At 61.5% G+C, this 17197-nt stretch carries 15 protein-coding genes; 5 read left to right on the top strand and 10 right to left on the bottom strand.

The window, feature by feature from the left end; genetic code table 11:
- The 4 genes from pdxA to L0U79_RS06085 all read left to right on the top strand — a co-directional run bounded on the left by pdxA (position 1) and on the right by L0U79_RS06085 (position 3187).
- Positions 1–1008 carry a 4-hydroxythreonine-4-phosphate dehydrogenase PdxA gene (pdxA, locus tag L0U79_RS06100; protein ID WP_233840994.1) on the top strand — a complete coding sequence of 336 codons (1008 nt, stop codon included), beginning with the start codon at positions 1–3 and terminating at the stop codon, positions 1006–1008.
- Positions 1005–1799 carry a 16S rRNA (adenine(1518)-N(6)/adenine(1519)-N(6))-dimethyltransferase RsmA gene (gene rsmA, locus L0U79_RS06095; RefSeq protein ID WP_233840993.1) on the top strand — a complete coding sequence of 265 codons (795 nt, stop codon included), beginning with the start codon at positions 1005–1007 and terminating at the stop codon, positions 1797–1799. The genes pdxA and rsmA overlap by 4 nt, the downstream gene beginning before the upstream one ends.
- Positions 1800–1902: 103 nt before the next feature.
- Positions 1903–2286, top strand: coding sequence for a Co2+/Mg2+ efflux protein ApaG (gene apaG, locus L0U79_RS06090; protein WP_233840992.1), 384 nt, complete (start codon positions 1903–1905; stop codon positions 2284–2286).
- Between the two features lie 52 nt (positions 2287–2338).
- The gene (locus tag L0U79_RS06085; RefSeq protein ID WP_233840991.1) at positions 2339–3187 is read left to right on the top strand and encodes a symmetrical bis(5'-nucleosyl)-tetraphosphatase; all 849 of its coding nucleotides are present in this window, start codon (positions 2339–2341) and stop codon (positions 3185–3187) included.
- Between the two features lie 102 nt (positions 3188–3289).
- Here L0U79_RS06085 and secA read toward each other — a convergent pair whose 3' ends face one another.
- Together secA and L0U79_RS06075 are read right to left on the bottom strand one after the other, a co-directional pair.
- The gene (secA, locus tag L0U79_RS06080; protein ID WP_233840990.1) at positions 3290–6013 is read right to left on the bottom strand and encodes a preprotein translocase subunit SecA; all 2724 of its coding nucleotides are present in this window, start codon (positions 6011–6013) and stop codon (positions 3290–3292) included.
- 190 nt (positions 6014–6203) lie between these two features.
- Positions 6204–7136, bottom strand: coding sequence for a M23 family metallopeptidase (locus L0U79_RS06075; RefSeq protein WP_233840989.1), 933 nt, complete (start codon positions 7134–7136; stop codon positions 6204–6206).
- 28 nt (positions 7137–7164) lie between these two features.
- Between L0U79_RS06075 and L0U79_RS06070 the strand changes: the two genes are divergently transcribed.
- Positions 7165–7644: a DUF721 domain-containing protein gene (locus L0U79_RS06070; protein WP_233843841.1), complete on the top strand. Its 480-nt coding sequence runs from the start codon at positions 7165–7167 to the stop codon at positions 7642–7644.
- 203 nt (positions 7645–7847) lie between these two features.
- Here the strand turns inward: L0U79_RS06070 and lpxC are convergent, their stop codons facing one another.
- The 8 genes from lpxC to ftsW form a co-directional block, all read right to left on the bottom strand.
- Positions 7848–8762, bottom strand: a complete 915-nt coding sequence (gene lpxC, locus L0U79_RS06065; protein WP_233840988.1) for a UDP-3-O-acyl-N-acetylglucosamine deacetylase — start codon at positions 8760–8762, stop codon at positions 7848–7850.
- A 484-nt stretch (positions 8763–9246) separates the two neighbouring features.
- The gene (gene ftsZ / locus L0U79_RS06060; protein WP_233840987.1) at positions 9247–10428 is read right to left on the bottom strand and encodes a cell division protein FtsZ; all 1182 of its coding nucleotides are present in this window, start codon (positions 10426–10428) and stop codon (positions 9247–9249) included.
- A 123-nt stretch (positions 10429–10551) separates the two neighbouring features.
- Positions 10552–11784 carry a cell division protein FtsA gene (gene ftsA, locus L0U79_RS06055; RefSeq protein ID WP_233840986.1) on the bottom strand — a complete coding sequence of 411 codons (1233 nt, stop codon included), beginning with the start codon at positions 11782–11784 and terminating at the stop codon, positions 10552–10554.
- Positions 11781–12518 (bottom strand): cell division protein FtsQ/DivIB, encoded by a 738-nt coding sequence (locus L0U79_RS06050; RefSeq protein ID WP_233840985.1) that lies wholly within the window; start codon positions 12516–12518, stop codon positions 11781–11783. Before L0U79_RS06050 ends, ftsA begins: the two co-directional genes overlap by 4 nt.
- The gene (locus L0U79_RS06045; protein ID WP_233840984.1) at positions 12515–13453 is read right to left on the bottom strand and encodes a D-alanine--D-alanine ligase; all 939 of its coding nucleotides are present in this window, start codon (positions 13451–13453) and stop codon (positions 12515–12517) included. Before L0U79_RS06045 ends, L0U79_RS06050 begins: the two co-directional genes overlap by 4 nt.
- The gene (gene murC, locus L0U79_RS06040) at positions 13450–14892 is read right to left on the bottom strand and encodes a UDP-N-acetylmuramate--L-alanine ligase (protein ID WP_233840983.1); all 1443 of its coding nucleotides are present in this window, start codon (positions 14890–14892) and stop codon (positions 13450–13452) included. The genes L0U79_RS06045 and murC overlap by 4 nt, the downstream gene beginning before the upstream one ends.
- Positions 14889–15962: an undecaprenyldiphospho-muramoylpentapeptide beta-N-acetylglucosaminyltransferase gene (murG, locus tag L0U79_RS06035; RefSeq protein WP_233840982.1), complete on the bottom strand. Its 1074-nt coding sequence runs from the start codon at positions 15960–15962 to the stop codon at positions 14889–14891. Before murG ends, murC begins: the two co-directional genes overlap by 4 nt.
- Positions 15959–17197 carry a putative lipid II flippase FtsW gene (gene ftsW / locus L0U79_RS06030; protein ID WP_233840981.1) on the bottom strand — a complete coding sequence of 413 codons (1239 nt, stop codon included), beginning with the start codon at positions 17195–17197 and terminating at the stop codon, positions 15959–15961. Before ftsW ends, murG begins: the two co-directional genes overlap by 4 nt.

Raw genomic sequence — 17197 nt, 5'->3', positions numbered from 1 at the left:
GTGAACCGTCACGCGCTTCCACGGCTCGCACTCACAGCAGGCGAGCCGGCCGGTGTCGGTCCCGAATTGCTCGTTCGATTGGCCGCCACATCCATGGCGGCCAATTTCGTTGCGATCACCGATCGTGCGTTGCTCGAACGTGCCGCCGCGCGTTGCGGCGCGGCGATTCAACTGATCGACGACGATGGGGCGGATGTCGAACATCGCACGCCCGGTACGTTACGCGTGCGGCACATTCCACTGATATGCGATGAAGTGCCCGGCTCTCCCGATCCGCGCAACGCTCAACACGTACTGGCGACGCTGACCGAAGCAGCAGACGGTTGCCTCGCCGGACTCTACGCTGCGGTCGTCACCGCGCCGTTGCAGAAATCGTCGATCAACGACGCGGGCATTCCCTTCCGCGGACATACCGAATTTTTCGCCGAGCGCAGTCGCACCGACGTGGTCATGATGCTCGCCAGTCCCGAATTGCGCGTCGCGTTGGCCACAACGCATTTGCCGTTGCGCGCCGTATCGTCCGCCATCGATGCCAACTCGCTAGAGCGCACGCTACGCATTGTTCACAACGAGCTGCGCGCGAAATTCGGTTTTGCGCAGCCGCGCATCGCGGTGTTGGGGCTCAACCCTCATGCCGGCGAAAGCGGTCATATCGGGCGCGAAGAGATCGAAACCATCATTCCGACCATGCACAAGCTGCGCAAAGAAGGCATGTCGCTGATTGGACCGCTGCCCGCCGATACAGCATTTGTGCCCGCGCAACGGCAGCATTACGACGCCGTGCTGGCGATGTATCACGATCAGGCACTGCCCGTGCTCAAAAGCGAAGCATTCGACCGCACCGTAAACATCACGCTCGGCCTACCCTTTATTCGCACCTCGGTCGATCACGGCACCGCGCTGGATCTCGCCGGCTCGGGCAAGGCCGATCCCTCCAGCTTAATCGCCGCCGCGCACATGGCGTTGAACCTGGTGGTGCGGCAACGCCCTGAAGAAGTCATCGCATGAGCGCTCGTCCCAAGAAAAGTTTCGGCCAGCACTTTCTGCACGAACGTCGCTATATCGAGCGCATTGTCGCGGCCATATCGCCTCGCCCGGACGACTTTCTGGTGGAGATCGGTCCCGGCGAAGGCGCGCTGACGTTTCCGCTGCTCGCTGCCGCCGGCAAGCTCACCGCCATCGAGCTCGATACGGATTTGATTCCTGAGCTCAATGCCCGCGCCGCCGACATCGGTTCGCTGACGATCGTGCATGCCGACGTGCTGAAAGTGGACTTCACCGCCATGGCGCACCGCGAAGGCGTGTCGCGACTGCGCATTGCAGGCAATTTGCCGTATTACATCTCCAGCCCGATCCTGTTCCACTGCGTCGCGCACGCGGCGGCGATCACCGACATGCACTTCATGTTGCAGAAAGAAGTCGTCGACCGCATGGCCGCCGAACCGGGCAGTAAGGTGTATGGGCGACTCTCGGTCATGTTGCAGCTTGCGTGTCGCGTCGAGCCGTTGTTCGATGTGCCACCCGGCGCATTTCGGCCGCCGCCCAAAGTAGATTCGTCCGTCGTAAGACTTATCCCGCTGTCGCCCGATGAGCGTCACGACGCGGACCCGGCGCGCTTGCACGCGGTTGTGAAGGCCGCCTTCGCCCAGCGCCGCAAGACGCTCTCCAACGCGCTGCGCCAGCTTATGGACGCAGAGGCCATCCGTTCCGCCGACGTCGACCCCAAGGCGCGCGCCGAGACGCTCGCGCCTGCGGACTTCGTTCGGCTGGCGAAAGTGCAAGTCGCCTCCGAACGATAGCGCAACCATGGCGCATAGGCGGACTCGGCCGTCACGCCGAATACCATTCACCGTGCGTGCGCGCGGCGATTCCCAGCGCCGATGACAACGGTACAATCGCGTTATGAATGAGAAATCCCCGTACACGATTGACGTGCAGGTGCAGACCCGCTTCGTCCCCGATCAGTCCGCTCCGAATGAGAATCGCTACGTATTTGCGTACACGATCCATTTGCACAATGCCGGCGGCGTTCCCGCGCGCTTGCTCACTCGTCACTGGGTCATCACGGACGCCAACGGCAAGGTGGAAGAAGTGTACGGTGAGGGCGTCGTGGGCGAGCAGCCGTGGATGCGCCCGGGCGACGACTACGAATACACCTCCGGCGCCGTACTGGAAACCGCGGTGGGTACGATGCAAGGCAGCTATCAAATGATGGCCGACGACGGCACGCGGTTCGAAGCCCCGATTCCGGCGTTCACGCTTTCCATTCCCCGCACGTTGCATTGATTGAGGAAACGCTCATGACATGCACGTGGCGCACCGTCGAGGCGATTCGCTGATGGCCATCTATGCAATCGGCGATATCCAAGGTTGCTATCCGGAACTGCAGCGCTTGATCGACAAGCTGCGCTTCGATCCGGCCTGCGATCAATTGTGGTTGTGCGGCGATCTTGTCAACCGCGGCGGCCAATCGCTGGAAACGCTGCGACTGGTGCATTCCCTGCGCGAAAACGTGGTGGTGACGCTGGGCAATCACGACCTTAGTCTGCTCGCGATCGGTCAACGCAAGCAGGACGCGCAGGCGCGCGTGAATCCGGAATTGCGCGAAGTGTTGTTCGCCGACGATTCACCCATATTGCTCGAATGGCTGCGCTGCCAGAAGTTGCTGCATCACGACGAAACCATCGGCTGGACGATGGTGCACGCCGGCCTCGCGCCGAGCTGGACCTTGAAGCAAGCACAGCGATGCGCCGCGGAAATCGAACGTGAACTTTCCAGTCCGCGTCATCCGCGTTTGCTGAAGAATCTATTCGGCAACCGCCCGGCTGCATGGGCAAGTCGCCTGCAAGGCATCGAGCGCATGCGCGCCTCGATCAATACGCTGACCCGCATGCGTTTTTGCGACGTCAACGGCCGCATCGATTTCGAAGGCAAGGGCGCGCCCGGCACACAAAAACCCGGCATGTATCCGTGGTTTGAAGTACCCGGCGTGCGTAAACGCGACACGCGCATCGTGTGCGGACATTGGTCGGCGCTGGGCCGATTCGTCGGTATGGGCGTTTACGGCATCGATACCGGTTGCGTGTGGGGCGGCAAACTCACGGCGTTGCGTTTGGATACCGAAGAGCCGCAGTACATCACGGTGGACGCCGAGCCGCATCGCAAGCGCTTACCCGGCGGGGACTGAGCGTCGCGATACGTGCTGCGCCTGTCGCGTTGCCGATCTCTCAAAAAGCAAAGGCCGGAAGCGCGCTCACGCGACGCTTCCGGCCTTTTATTTTCAGAGCGATCAGCTCAACTGCCCGTGGCAGTGCTTGTACTTTTTGCCCGAACCGCAGGGACACGGATCGTTGCGGCCCACCTTCGGACCGGCCGCCGCCGGGTCGGCCGTTATTGCACCTTGCGGCGCTGCATCCAGCCCTAAGGCGCCGCCGACCGGCGCGCCACCACCACTGGCCTGCATCTGGCGCTGCATGCGCTCGGCGATGCGTTGCTGTTCGGCCTCCATCGCAGCGACTTCTTCTTCGCTGCGAATGCGGATACGCGCGAGCATCTGCACCACTTCGGTCTTGATACGCGCCAGCATCTGCGAGAACAGCTCGAAGGATTCTCGCTTGAACGCCTGCTTCGGATCCTGCTGCGCATAACCGCGCAGATAGATGCCCTGGCGCATGTAATCCATGCTGGACAGATGTTCCTTCCACGCGTTGTCCACCACGCTCAGCATGATGTGCTTTTCGAGCTGACGCATGGTTTCGGGCGTGATCTGCTGTTCCTTAGCCTGGAACAAGCTTTCGACCAAGCCGTGCACGTGCTTCTTCACCGATTCGGCATCGGCTTCCGACTGATGCTCCAACCACGACTTCAGTTGTGCGGACAGGCCGAAATCGCTTTCGAGTTCGCGCTCCAGCCCAGCGAGATCCCATTGCTCGTCGATGCTGTCGGCAGGCACGTAACGACGCACCACATCCTCCACTACGTCCTCGCGAATATCGATGACGGTGGCGGAGACATCGTCTTCTTCAAGCAGTTCGTCGCGCTGGCGATAGATCACCTTGCGCTGATCGTTGGCGACGTCGTCGTATTCGAGCAGGTTTTTACGGATATCGAAGTTGTGCTGTTCGACCTTGCGCTGCGCCTTTTCGATCTGGCGGCTGATCATGCGATCTTCCAGCGCCTCGTCTTCCTTCATGCCGAAGCGCTTCATCCAGCGCACCAGGCCTTCGCCGCCGAAAATGCGCAGCAGGTTGTCCTGCAACGACAGATAGAAACGCGAGGAACCCGGGTCGCCCTGACGACCCGAGCGACCACGCAGCTGATTGTCGATGCGGCGCGATTCGTGACGCTCGGTGCCGACGATATGCAAACCACCGGCGGCGACGACTTGCTCGTGGCGCTTCTTCCATTCGGACTTGACGCGCGCGCGATCGGTTTCGCTGATGTCTTCCGGCAGCGCAGCGAGCGCCGCTTCCAGACTTCCGCCCAAGACGATGTCGGTACCGCGACCCGCCATGTTGGTGGCGATGGTCACGGCGCCCGGCGTACCGGCCTGCGCCACGATGTGCGCTTCGCGTTCGTGCTGCTTGGCGTTGAGCACTTCGTGCGGAATCTTTTCTTTGCCAAGCAACGTGGACAGCAGTTCGGAGACGTCGATCGACGCCGTGCCGACCAGCACCGGCTGACCACGCTTGTGGCAATCGCGAATGTCCTCGATAACAGCCTTGTACTTCACGTCCTGGCTGAGGAACACCATGTCCGAGTTGTCTTTGCGGATCATCGGCTTGTGGGTGGGAATCACCACCACTTCCAAGCCGTAGATCGACTGGAATTCGTAAGCCTCGGTGTCAGCCGTACCGGTCATGCCGGCCAGCTTTTTGTACATGCGGAACAGGTTCTGGAACGTCACCGTCGCCAGCGTCTGGTTCTCGCGCTGAATCGGCACGCCCTCTTTCGCTTCCACCGCCTGATGCAAGCCATCGGACCAACGACGACCCGGCAACGTGCGACCCGTGAATTCGTCGACGATGATGACTTCGCCGTCGCGCACGATGTAATCGACGTCGCGCTGATAAATCGCGTTCGCGCGCAGCGCGGCGTTGAGATGGTGGACGATGGCAAGGTTGCGCGCGTCGTACAGGCTGCCGTCTTCGTCGATGACCTTCGCCTGTTGCAGCAGTTCTTCAGCGTGCTGCATGCCCTCTTCGGAGAGATGCACCTGCTTTTGCTTTTCGTCGACCCAGTAATCGCCGGGGCCGTCTTCCACTTCCTGGCGCTTCATGCGCGGAACGATCTTGTTGACCGCGATGTAGAGCTGCGGCGAATCTTCCGCCGGACCGGAAATGATCAGCGGCGTGCGCGCTTCGTCGATCAGGATCGAATCCACTTCGTCGACGATGGCGTAGTGCAGGCCGCGTTGCGTGCGCTGCTCTTTGGACAACGCCATGTTGTCGCGCAGGTAATCGAAACCGAATTCGTTGTTGGTGCCGTAGGTGATGTCGGCGCCGTAGGCCGAGAATTTGTCGGCGTGATCCATGCCCGGATACACCACGCCCACGCTCATGCCGAGGAAGTTGTACAGCTTGCCCATCTGGGCGGCGTCGCGTTTGGCGAGGTAGTCGTTGACGGTCACGACGTGCGTGCCCTTGCCTTCGAGCGCATTCAGATACACCGGCGCCGTCGCGACGAGCGTCTTGCCTTCCCCCGTGCGCATTTCGGCGATCTTGCCCATGTGCAGCACCATGCCGCCAATAAGCTGCACGTCGTAGTGACGCATGCCGAGTACGCGCTTGGCGCCCTCGCGCACCACCGCAAACGCTTCCGGCAGCAATTTGTCCAAGGTTTCGCCCTTGGCCAGGCGTTGCTTGAATTCGTCGGTTTTGCCGCGCAATGCCTCGTCGCTGAGCTTTTCGAGTTCAGGCTCCAGCGCATTGATGCGCGCGACGGTTTTGGACAGCTGGCGCAGTACTCGTTCGTTACGGCTGCCAAAAAGACTCGTCAGGGCACGGTTGAGCATCGATCTTCCGGATCTGGAAATAAGGAACGCCCGCCGGGTCCAGCCCGGACGGACAAAGAGTTGATGATACTAGGGTCAGCCGGGTATCCCAAACGCGGGAACTCTCGGAAACGCCGTATCCCGGATCAAGGGGTGGCGGTGCTCTAGCGCGCTTTCAAGAGTGCCGCCCGGCGCTAAGGATACCTTGCGCTCAGCGATGGTCTTTCACGTACGCGAGCGGATTGACCACACGCCCGTTGTGCCAAACCTCGAAATGGACGTGCGAGCCGGTGGAGCGGCCGGTAGAACCGGCCTGGGCGATTTCATCGCCCACCCGAACGTGCTCGCCGGGGTGCACCAGGAGCTTGCTGTTGTGCGCGTAACGCGTCATGTAGCCGTTGCCATGGTCGATTTCCACGACGTTGCCATAGCCGCTGCGCACACCGGCGTAAGTCACCATGCCTTCGGCGACGGTATGCACCGGACTGCCGGCGGGCACCGCGATATCCAGCCCCGTGTGGCGCGCGGCAAGGCCGTCGAACGGATCGGCGCGCACGCCGAAGTACGAAGAGATGTAGCCATCCGCCGGCATGCCAGTCGGCTTCAAGTCGGAGTCGATACGCGCATTGAGCAAGAAGCTCTGCATGGCGGCGAATTGCGCCTGTTGCGTATCGAACTGGGTCGCCAGCTGATCGATGCTGGCATCCAACGTTTGCGGCAGCGCGTAGGCGCTGGTGCCCGTTGTCACTTCCACACCGCCGACCGGCGGCGGCTGATCGAAATTAAATTCGTTGCTATCGAGTTTGCCGACCTGCACCAGGCGTTCGCCCAGCGCATTGAGGCGGGTTGCCTGCGCCTGGAGCTGGCCAAGTTTGACGGCGAGCGCATCGAGTTGACGGTGCGCGTCGTCGCGCAGATCCCCGAGTTGCTTGTCTTGCGTCTTCACTTCTTGATGCAGCGTGCTGATTTCGGCCAAGGCGCGATCGCGCGGACTGGCTACAGCCAACGCCACGCCGGCGCCGAGACCGGCCAACGCCACGATCACCGCAGCTCCGATTCCCCACACGCGCCAACGAAGACGAGGGTTGGTGAGATCCAATGTCCTGGGCACCTTCCCTGCGCGTGAGACGAGTATGATTTGCATGTCGTTACCGGTTCGAAAGTTTTTATTGATGCAGCGCGATGTCCCGCCTTCCCACCGCACAGGTCATGGATTGAAATCCATCACCGATGTCGGACCTGTCGCCGCACTGGCCAAAAAGGCCGGCAAGCTGGAGGCATTGGACCGCGCACTACGCCAAACGTTGCCATCGCCGTTGCGCGAACAAGTCAGGTTCGCCAATCTGCGCGATGACCGCCTAGTTTTTTTGGCTTCCTCGCCGGCCTGGGCATCGCGTTTGCGTTTGCAACAGGCACAAATCCTCGCCGCCGCCCGCGCCATAGGCGCAAACGTCAGCTCAGTCATCGTGAAAGTGGCCCCCCTTCCTCCGCCTGATCCCCAGCCGGAGCAATCAAAACCGCTTTCAACCGCGGCGGCGCTTCATTTGAAGGCTGCCGCAAGTTCAGTCCACGACCCGGAACTCCGGGAAATGTTTCTCGAACTGGCGTCCATCGCCGAAACCTCGGATTCCCCCCCCGACAAGACGCCCTGAGCTGCAAAGCGTCGTTCCGGAAGGCGCGCAAAGACGCCTGCTCCGTTGCAGGATTTGGTTTTATACCATGCATTGCCCCACCCAGGTCTCTAGAACCCGTCGCGATATCGTGAACGTGGGGAAGGCAAAAGTGTGATCTTGATCACAAAAATGAACAGACCGGACCCAAGGGCCCGGTCTGAGGGGTGAAGCGGCTGACTTTTTTAGATCGCCTGGGCGGGGTGCGCGTAGGAGATCGGCGCGGTGGCCGGGTCGTCCTGATAGCTGACTTCTTCCCACGCCGTGACATCGGCCATCAGTGCGCGCAGCAACTTGTTATTGAGCTCGTGACCGGACTTATGCGCGTAGTACGCACCGATCAAACTGTGACCGAGCAGATACAGATCGCCGATCGCATCGAGAATCTTGTGTTTGACGAATTCGTCTTCGTAGCGAAGACCGTCTTCGTTGAGGACGCGATAGTCGTCGAGCACGACCGCGTTGTCCATCGAGCCGCCGAGCGCGAGATTGTGTTCGCGAAGCATTTCGATGTCGCGCATGAAACCGAACGTACGCGCGCGACTCACTTCCTTGACGAACGACGTGGTGGAGAAGTCGATCTCGGCGCGCGAGGTGCGCTTGGAAATGATCGGGTGATTGAACTCGATCGAGAAGCCGACCTTGAAGCCTTCAAACGGCTCAAAACTGGCCCATTTATCGCCTTCCTGCACTTTCACCGGCTTCTTGATGCGGATGAAGCGCTTCGGCACCGATTGCTCTTCAATGCCCGCCGATTGCAGCAAGAAGACAAACGGACCGGCGCTGCCGTCCATGATCGGCACTTCCGGTGCGGACAGATCGACATAAGCATTGTCGATGCCCAAACCCGCCATCGCGGACAACAAGTGTTCCACCGTTGAAACACGTACGTCGCCGTTGACGAGCGTAGTCGACAAACGCGTGTCGCCCACGTGGTCGGGACGTGCATGAATTTCTACCGGCGGATTGAGATCCGTACGACGGAAAATAATGCCCGTGTTCGCTGCGGCCGGACGCAACGTCATGTAGACCTTATCGCCGGTATGCAGACCGACGCCGGTGGCACGGATGATGTTTTTAAGCGTACGCTGCTTGATCATTTATTGGGTACCTGTAAGGGGCAGCAGCCAATTCGAGCTGGGATGCTAACACAGTCTTAACCTGCGGAAAAACAAACCGTACCGTACAGTCCGGTCAATCCTTCATTTTCCTTTCATCAAATAATGCGATTCATTCGCATTTTGACGATGCAAGCACCACAGGTAGATCAAGTACTTGCGATCTGACACAAAACCCCGCGCCGGGGACGGGAAATGATCCGGCAACGGGATTCTGGATCAGCGGCGCGAATCCCCCTCCACGCCTGCTGATCGTGCGCCATCCATAGGCCGCACTGTCTATCGCATTCAACGCGCGAACGCGACGCCAGCCGACATCAGATGCCCCCTTTTGCTGCCTGCAAACCGGCGGCAACCGGGCAACGGACAGGGAGGATACCCCTCCACGCCCGGCACAGGGAACTCTGACAAGTTAATGCGTCGTTAGTTCATGCTCTTCACACTTTTTCACATTTTTGAGTGCTCGTTAGTCGGCCTGACGGCGCAAGAAGGCCGGAATGTCCAGGTAGTCGAAGCTCGGATCGGCACTCTTGGCCGAGCCCTCGCCGCCGCGCGGGTTGCTGGTGACCATGTCCGGCTGGGCGTAATCCACCACTTCGTTGCCCGTACCGGTACGTAGCACCATCGGGCGCGGACGTTGGCGCATCTCGACCTGCTGGGTCACGACCGGACGAATCGGCTGACGGGCCGTCGCGCGGTTCAGCCCGGTGGCCACCACCGTCACGCGCACGTCGTCCTGCATTTCCGGATCGAGCGAGGTGCCGATCACCACGGTCGCGTCTTCGCTGGCGAAGTCGTGGATGATGCGGCCGATTTCGTCGAACTCGCGCATGGTGAGGTTCGGACCCGCGGTCACGTTGACCAGGATGCCGCACGCGCCGTTGAGGTTGACGTCTTCCAGCAGCGGATTGTTGATAGCGGCTTCGGCGGCAGCCTGCGCGCGATCATCGCCGCGAGCCGTGCCCGAACCCATCATCGACAGACCCATTTCACTCATCACCGTACGCACGTCGGCAAAGTCGACGTTGATCAGGCCGGGGCTGGTGATCAGATCGGCGATGCCCTGCACCGCGCCTTGCAGCACGTCATTCGCGGCTTTGAAGGCGTTGAGCAAGGTCACTTCGCGACCGAGGACCGACAGCAGCTTTTCGTTCGGCACCGTGATCAGCGAATCGACGTGCTGCGACAGGTCTTCGATACCCTTCAGCGCAACCTGCATACGACGACGGCCTTCGAACGGGAACGGCTTGGTCACCACCGCCACCGTCAGAATGCCCTTCTCTTTCGCCAACTGCGCCACGACTGGCGCCGCACCCGTGCCGGTGCCGCCACCCATGCCGGCGGTGATGAACACCATGTCGGCGCCTTCGAGCATTTCTTCGATACGCTCGCGATCTTCCAGCGCGGCCTGACGGCCGACTTCCGGATTCGCGCCGGCGCCCAGGCCCTTGGTGACGTTCGCGCCCAGTTGCAGATGCATCCGGCCGCCGCAGCCTTTCATGGCTTGTGCGTCGGTGTTGGCGACGACGAAGTCGACGCCTTCAATGTTGGAGTTGAGCATGTGCGCCACGGCGTTACCGCCGCCGCCGCCCACGCCGATGACTTTGATCACCGCATTGGGTGCCAATTTTTCGACCAATTCAAACATTTCCCGTCCTCCGTAGAGCTTTCGTTGTCGTTGTAACCGCGGTACGACTCCTGTCTTCCCGTGGTGGTGAGCGAACCTCCATTCGCCCTGGCTGCGCCTCCTGCGCGGCCGAAATTCGATGCTTTAAAAATTCTTGGTGATCCAGGTGCGCAACTTGTCGACCAAACCGCCCATGCTGCCGCCGCTGGGTCCGCTTACGCGCATGCCGCCCGACCGCGCGCCGTGCAACAGCAAGCCCACGCCGGTGGAATGCAGCGGATTGGCGATCACTTCGCCCAGACCATTCACGTGCTGCGGCACGCCGATGCGCACCATCTTGTGAAAAATCTCTTCGGCCAACTCCAGCGCGCCTTCCATCCGCGACGCGCCGCCGGTGAGCACTACGCCCGCCGCAACCAGACTGTCGTAACCGGAACGGCGCAATTCGTCCTGCACCATTTCGAAGATTTCCTCGTAACGCGCTTGCACGCTCTGCGCGAGCGACTGACGCGCAAGTCGGCGTGGCGGACGATCGCCCACGCTCGGCACCTGGATGGTTTCTTCCGCATGCGCCAGTTGCGCGAGTGCGCAGGCGTATTTGATTTTGATTTCTTCGGCATGCGCCGTCGGCGTGTGCACGCCGTAGGCGATGTCGTTGGTCACCTGATCGCCACCCACCGGCAGCGACTTGGTGTAGCGAATCGCGCCTTGCGTGTAGATCGCGATATCCGTGGTGCCCGCGCCGATATCGACCAGACACACGCCAAGTTCGCGCTCGTCGTCGGTCAGTACGGATTTCGCGCTCGCGACCGCCGACGGCACCAGCTCGTCCACCGAAAGACCGCAGCGCTGGATGCACTTGCTGATGTTCTGCACCGCCGCCGCGGCGCCGGTCACCAGATGCACCGATGCTTCCAGGCGCACACCGCTCATGCCCACGGGCGAGCGGATGCCGTCCTGGCCGTCGATGCGGTATTCCTGCGACTCCTTATATAAGACCTTTCGATCCGCCGGGATCGCCACCGCGCTCGCCGCTTCCAGCACTTGGTCCAGATCGCCTGGCGCGACTTCGCGATCGCGGATGGCGGCGGTGCCGTGCGAATTGCGCGTTTCCAGATGACTGCCGGAAATCGAGGCGTACACCGAGCGGATATCGCAGCCGGCCATGAGTTCGGCTTCTTCCACGGCACGCTGGATCGAGTGCACGGTGGATTCGATATCCACCACCGAGCCGCGCTTCATGCCGCGCGATACATGCGAGCCGATACCGATCACTTCGATCGGTTCGCCCGGTTCGTATTCGCCCACGATCGCCACGACTTTCGACGTGCCGATATCCAGGCCGACTACCAACTGCTTTTCGTTTTTGCCTTTCATGTGCGGGGCGTGCCTCCGGCGGTCGGGGCGGCCGGCGCTTGCGGCCATTTCACGGCAAAGCCGTTGGTGTAACGAAGATCGGCGTACTCGAAGCCTTGCGGATGACCGGCGACCACTTTTGCGTACACATCGAGGAAACGGCGCAGACGTCGACCGGCCTGATTGCGATCGCCGATCACGATTTGCGCGCCCGATTCGGTCGCCACGCTCCAGCTGCCGCGATCGGTCAGCGTTACGCCGACGATGCGCAAATGCTCGCTGGAGAATGCCCGCTGCACATCGGCGAAAAAGCTCACCACTTCGGCAAGGTGATCGTCGGGGCCGTGCAGATCGGGAAGCTGGTTGTAGGTCGCCGCATCCGGCACCGCGAAAACTTTGCCTTCGCGGCTGATCAACTGTTGCGAGTTCCAGCGCGCAAACGGCTGACGTTCGTAGATGCGCAACAGCAAGGTATCGGGCCAGCGTTTGCTCGCTTCCACCGATTCCACCCACGGCAACGCGGCGACCGCTTGTTGCACGCTGTCCAGATCCAATGCGAAGAAGCCTTTGCCCAGGCGCGGCAGCACAGCGGCGCGAATTTGATCCGCGCTCACGTGCTTGAACTCGGCCTGCACCGTCAACTGGGTGACCGGCCAGCGGTCGGCGGCGAACCAGCCGCGCAACACGCCGACGATCGGCAAGACCACCAAGGCGATGGCCAAGCACCAAGCGACGAGGCGAATGCTTCCCCTCATGCATCCTCCCTGAAACTGGTTTCGAGCACGCGCCAGCACAGTTCCTGGTAATCGATACCGGCAACCGCCGCGGCCTTCGGCACCAGCGAATGCGATGTCATGCCCGGCGCGGTGTTCACTTCCAGCAACCAGTTGCGGCCTTGGCGATCACGCATCACGTCGACGCGACCCCAGCCGTAGCAACCCAAGGCGTCGAACGCTTCGAGCGACAACGCGCGCAGCGTCGCTTCGGCTTCGCCTTCCAGACCGGGGCAGATGTAACGCGTGTCTTCGGCTATGTATTTGGCGTTGTAGTCGTAGAACGCGCCCTTCGGCACGATGTGGATGCTGGGCAGCACCTGGCGGCGAAGAATGCCGACGGTGAGCTCGTCGCCTTCAATGAGCGTTTCCATCAGCAGATCGCCGGGATATTTCTCGGCCAGCGCGACCGCCGAATCCAAGTCTTTTTCTTCGAACACGCGCGTCACACCGACGCTGGAGCCTTCGCACGCCGGCTTTACGATCAGCGGAAAACCAATCTGCTTGGCGGCCTCGTGCACGTCAGCGCCGCGCGGCAACGCGACGAATTTCGGCGTCGGCAGACCCAGCGATTGCCATACGCGCTTCGAACGCGTTTTGTCCATCGACAACGCGGAACCCAGCACGCCCGAACCGGTGTACGGCACATTGAGCGACTCCAGCGCGCCTTGCAGCACGCCGTCTTCGCCGCCGCCATGCTGGCCGTGCAGGATGTTGAACACGCGCGCGAAATGTCCGGCGCGCAAGGCGTCCAACAACGCGGGAATGCCGTCTATCGCATGCGCATCCACGCCGCGCGCTTGCAACGCGGCCAATACGTTGCGACCTGAGTCGAGCGACACCTCGCGCTCGGCCGAGCTGCCACCCATCACGACAGCGACGCGACCAAATTGTGCGGGGTCCGTGATTTTTTTCATGTCTCGCTCGTCCTCAATTGACCGATCTGCGCCAGCTCCACGGCGGCACTGCCGATATCGCCGGCGCCGAGCAGCAACAGCAAATCGCCGTCGCGCAGCAACGTCGGCAAGGTGTCTTTCAATTCGCGCGGATGGCTGATCAGCACCGGATCGACCTTGCCGCGCGCGCGCACCGCGCGCGCCAACGCACGACCGTCCGCACCGGCAATCGGCGCTTCGCCGGCCGGATACACTTCGGTAAGCACCAGCACATCGGCATCGGCCAATACATTGGCGAAATCGTCGAGCAGATCGCGCGTGCGGCTGTAACGATGCGGCTGAAAGCCCACCACGAGACGCCGCTCCGGCCAACCGCCGCGCACTGCCGCAAACACTGCGGCGATTTCGCGCGGGTGATGACCGTAGTCGTCGACCAGCATCGCCTTGCCCTGATCGAGCGCGATCTCGCCGCGACGATGGAAACGACGACCGACGCCCTGGAAGTTCGCCAACGCATGCGCGATGGCTTCCGCCTCCACGCCAAGCTGCCAACCGACCGATGCGGCGGCGAGCGCATTGAGCACGTTGTGGCGACCCGGCAAATTCAGCACCACCGGCATCGGCTTGCCGATGCCCGGCAGCAGCAGATCGAAGTGCATCTCGAAACCTTGCTGACGCACATTGATCGCGCGCACGTCGGCGTCGGAGGAATCGATGCCATACGTCATGACGCGGCGCGCGGTGATCTTGGCCAATTCCCGCACTTCCGGGTCGTCCACGCACAACACGGCCAGTCCGTAAAACGGCAAGCGATGCAGAAAATCCGAAAACGCCTTACGCACAAGCGCGAAATCGCCTTGATAGTTTTCCAGGTGATCCGCATCGATATTGGTGACCACAGCGATCACCGGCGACAGCAGCAAGAACGAACCGTCCGATTCGTCGGCTTCGGCGACCAGATACTGCCCCGTGCCCAAACGTGCGTTCGCGCCGGCCGCGTTAAGCTGTCCGCCAATCACAAAGGTGGGATCGTAATTGGCTTCGGCCAGCACGCTGGCAGCGAGGCTGGTCGTGGTGGTTTTACCGTGCGTGCCCGCGATGGCGATGCCGCGACGGAAGCGCATCAATTCGCCCAACATTTCCGCACGCGGAATCACCGGAATGCGTGCTTCGTGCGCAGCCATCAGTTCCGGATTATCGTTCTTGATCGCACTCGATGTGACTACGACATCCGCATCGCCGATATGAGCAGCCGCGTGACCGATGCGCACATCGATACCGAGCTGACGCAGGCGCTGCGCCGTCGACGATTCGCTGCGATCCGAACCGGACACCGCATAACCAAGATTGTGCAGCACTTCGGCGATACCGCTCATGCCGACGCCGCCAATGCCGATGAAATGCACGCGACGGAAGGTGCTCATCAAATCTTCATGGGCGAGCAAGCGACGCGGCGTCATGCGGCCACCTCCACACAGGCACGCGCAATAGCCGCGGCGGCATCGGGTTTGGCCAAGGTGCGCGCGGCTTCGGCCATCGCAAGCAAGGTGGCGCGATGGCCCAGCAACGTGGTCAATCGCTGCGCCAGATCGTTCGTATTCAGATCACGCTCCTGGATCAATTCGGCCGCGCCGGCAGCGACCAGCGCTTCGGCATTGCGTGTTTGGTGGTCGTCCACCGCGTGAGGGAACGGCACCAACACCGCGCCCAAACCGCATGCAGTGAGTTCGGCGAGCGTCAATGCGCCTGCGCGACACACCGCCAAGTCGGCCCACGCATACGTGCCCGCCATGTCTTCGATGAAGGGAACGATGTTCGCTTCCACGCCCGCATCGGCATATGCCTTGCGCGCTTCGTCGATGCCGCGATTGCCGCATTGATGCAACACGTCCGGTCGCTGATCGGCGGGTATTTGTGCAAGCGCTTGCGGAACGGATACGTTCAGCGCACGCGCACCGAGGCTGCCGCCCAATACCAGCAGACGCGGCTTGCCGTTACGACCGGCCATGCGCTGCGCCGGCGACGGCAACGAAGCGATCGTGCTGCGTACAGGATTTCCCACCCATTCCGCGTTCGGCAAGCTGTCGGCAAAACCCGCCATGACGCGACGTGCGTGAACCGCCAGCCTTCGATTGGTGAAACCCGCAACGCGATTCTGTTCGTGCACCAAGAGCGGCCGATGCAGCATGCGTGCGGCGATACCGCCGGGGCCTGCGACGTAACCACCCATCGACAACACGCTGCGCGGCTTCAAGCGAATCAACACTGCAAGCGACGACAGCAACGCGCGCAGCAACATCCACGGCGCGAGCAGTCGCGTCTTCAAACCTTTGCCGCGCAAACCGCCGACACTGATGGTGTGCAGCTCGATGCCGTGCGCGGGCACCACCTTGGTTTCCATGCCGCCCGCCGCGCCCAGCCACACCACCGGCACGCCTTGCGCGCGCAGCGTTTCGGCCACGGCAAGGCCAGGGAAGATGTGACCGCCGGTGCCGCCAGCCATGATCAACACGGGAGCCTGCGCGGTCATGCGGCCTCCGCTTCGCGCTCGCGCGCATTGGCAGGATTCGCATCGGACACCGTGGCTTCAGACACGCGTGTCGCCATATGCCGCGCGTCGAGCGCGCGGTTGATTTCGTACGTCGCGCGCAATAAGACGCCGGCCATCGCACAGGTCAGCACGATCGACGAACCGCCATAGCTGATAAGCGGCAAAGTGAGACCCTTGGTCGGTAGCGCGCCAAGGTTCACGCCGATCGACACCATCGTCTGCAGGCCGATCATCAGCGAGATGCCGAAGGCGATATATCCGGCAAATCGCTGCCCGACTTCCACACCTTTCAAACCCATATGCAAACCGCGCCACACGGTCAAGGCGAACAGCCCCATCACGGTGATGATGCCGACCAGGCCGAGTTCTTCGCCGATCACCGCAAAAATAAAGTCGGTATGCGCTTCGGGCAGATACGAGAGCTTCAAGACGCTCGAACCCAGACCCACACCCGCCCACTCGCCGCGGCCGATCGCCATCAGCGATTGCGTCAACTGGAACCCGTCGTCGAAGGGGTGATCCCACGGATGCAAGAAGGTGGTCAAACGCTTCATGCGATAGCTTTCGCTGGTCGCCGCGATCGCCAGCAATGGCATCAGCGGAAGCCCCATGATCAGTAGGAAGATTGGGCGCGCGCCACCCAACCAGACCATCGCGATCGTCACCGCAATAACCAGCGTGGCCGAGCCGAAATCCGGCTGCGCAAGCAGCAGCAACACGATGATGCCCGACACCGCAATCGGCTTGATCAAACCAAGGAAGCGCGTCTCGATACTTTCGCGGTGACGCACCAGATAGCTGGCGATATACACCACCAGGATCAGCTTCACCGCTTCGACGGGCTGGAACGACGTGACCAGCAAATTGAGCCAACGGCGCGCGCCATTGAGCCGCATGCCCAGATGCGGCACAAACACCGCCAGCAACATGATGAAGGCCACCAGCATCAGGAAGAAAGCGTACTTTTCCACCACTTTCAACTCGGTGCGCATCGCCACGCCGGCAGCCACCAGTCCCAACGACAGAAACATCAGGTGTTTCTTCAGAAAGTAGAACTCACCCCAATGCTGAGAATCGGCCACCGCGATGGAACTGGACGTCACCATCACCACGCCCACACACGCAAGACCGACCAAGGCCACCAGCAGCGGCAAGTCGAACTTGCCGCGCGGGCCTTGCCGGCGCTTTGCTTGCGTTGTGTCGAAACCGAACAT

Origin of the sequence: Dyella sp. 2HG41-7 (assembly GCF_021390675.1) — a bacterium.
In the GTDB taxonomy this organism is placed as follows: Bacteria; Pseudomonadota; Gammaproteobacteria; order Xanthomonadales; family Rhodanobacteraceae; genus Dyella_B.
Note: the sequence above shows the minus strand (reverse complement) of the source record. Positions and strands in the feature narration are given on the sequence as shown.

What these genes read in the sequence shown, in the direction of transcription:
- rsmA (WP_233840993.1), top strand. Translation starts at nt 1,005, where the DNA reads ATGAGCGCTCGTCCCAAGAAAAGTTTCGGCCAGCACTTTCTGCACGAA.
- apaG (WP_233840992.1), top strand. Translation starts at nt 1,903, where the DNA reads ATGAATGAGAAATCCCCGTACACGATTGACGTGCAGGTGCAGACCCGC.
- L0U79_RS06085 (WP_233840991.1), top strand. Translation starts at nt 2,339, where the DNA reads ATGGCCATCTATGCAATCGGCGATATCCAAGGTTGCTATCCGGAACTG.
- secA (WP_233840990.1), bottom strand. Translation starts at nt 6,013, where the DNA reads ATGCTCAACCGTGCCCTGACGAGTCTTTTTGGCAGCCGTAACGAACGA.
- L0U79_RS06075 (WP_233840989.1), bottom strand. Translation starts at nt 7,136, where the DNA reads ATGCAAATCATACTCGTCTCACGCGCAGGGAAGGTGCCCAGGACATTG.
- L0U79_RS06070 (WP_233843841.1), top strand. Translation starts at nt 7,165, where the DNA reads ATGCAGCGCGATGTCCCGCCTTCCCACCGCACAGGTCATGGATTGAAA.
- lpxC (WP_233840988.1), bottom strand. Translation starts at nt 8,762, where the DNA reads ATGATCAAGCAGCGTACGCTTAAAAACATCATCCGTGCCACCGGCGTC.
- ftsZ (WP_233840987.1), bottom strand. Translation starts at nt 10,428, where the DNA reads ATGTTTGAATTGGTCGAAAAATTGGCACCCAATGCGGTGATCAAAGTC.
- ftsA (WP_233840986.1), bottom strand. Translation starts at nt 11,784, where the DNA reads ATGAAAGGCAAAAACGAAAAGCAGTTGGTAGTCGGCCTGGATATCGGC.
- L0U79_RS06050 (WP_233840985.1), bottom strand. Translation starts at nt 12,518, where the DNA reads ATGAGGGGAAGCATTCGCCTCGTCGCTTGGTGCTTGGCCATCGCCTTG.
- L0U79_RS06045 (WP_233840984.1), bottom strand. Translation starts at nt 13,453, where the DNA reads ATGAAAAAAATCACGGACCCCGCACAATTTGGTCGCGTCGCTGTCGTG.
- murC (WP_233840983.1), bottom strand. Translation starts at nt 14,892, where the DNA reads ATGACGCCGCGTCGCTTGCTCGCCCATGAAGATTTGATGAGCACCTTC.
- murG (WP_233840982.1), bottom strand. Translation starts at nt 15,962, where the DNA reads ATGACCGCGCAGGCTCCCGTGTTGATCATGGCTGGCGGCACCGGCGGT.
- ftsW (WP_233840981.1), bottom strand. Translation starts at nt 17,197, where the DNA reads ATGTTCGGTTTCGACACAACGCAAGCAAAGCGCCGGCAAGGCCCGCGC.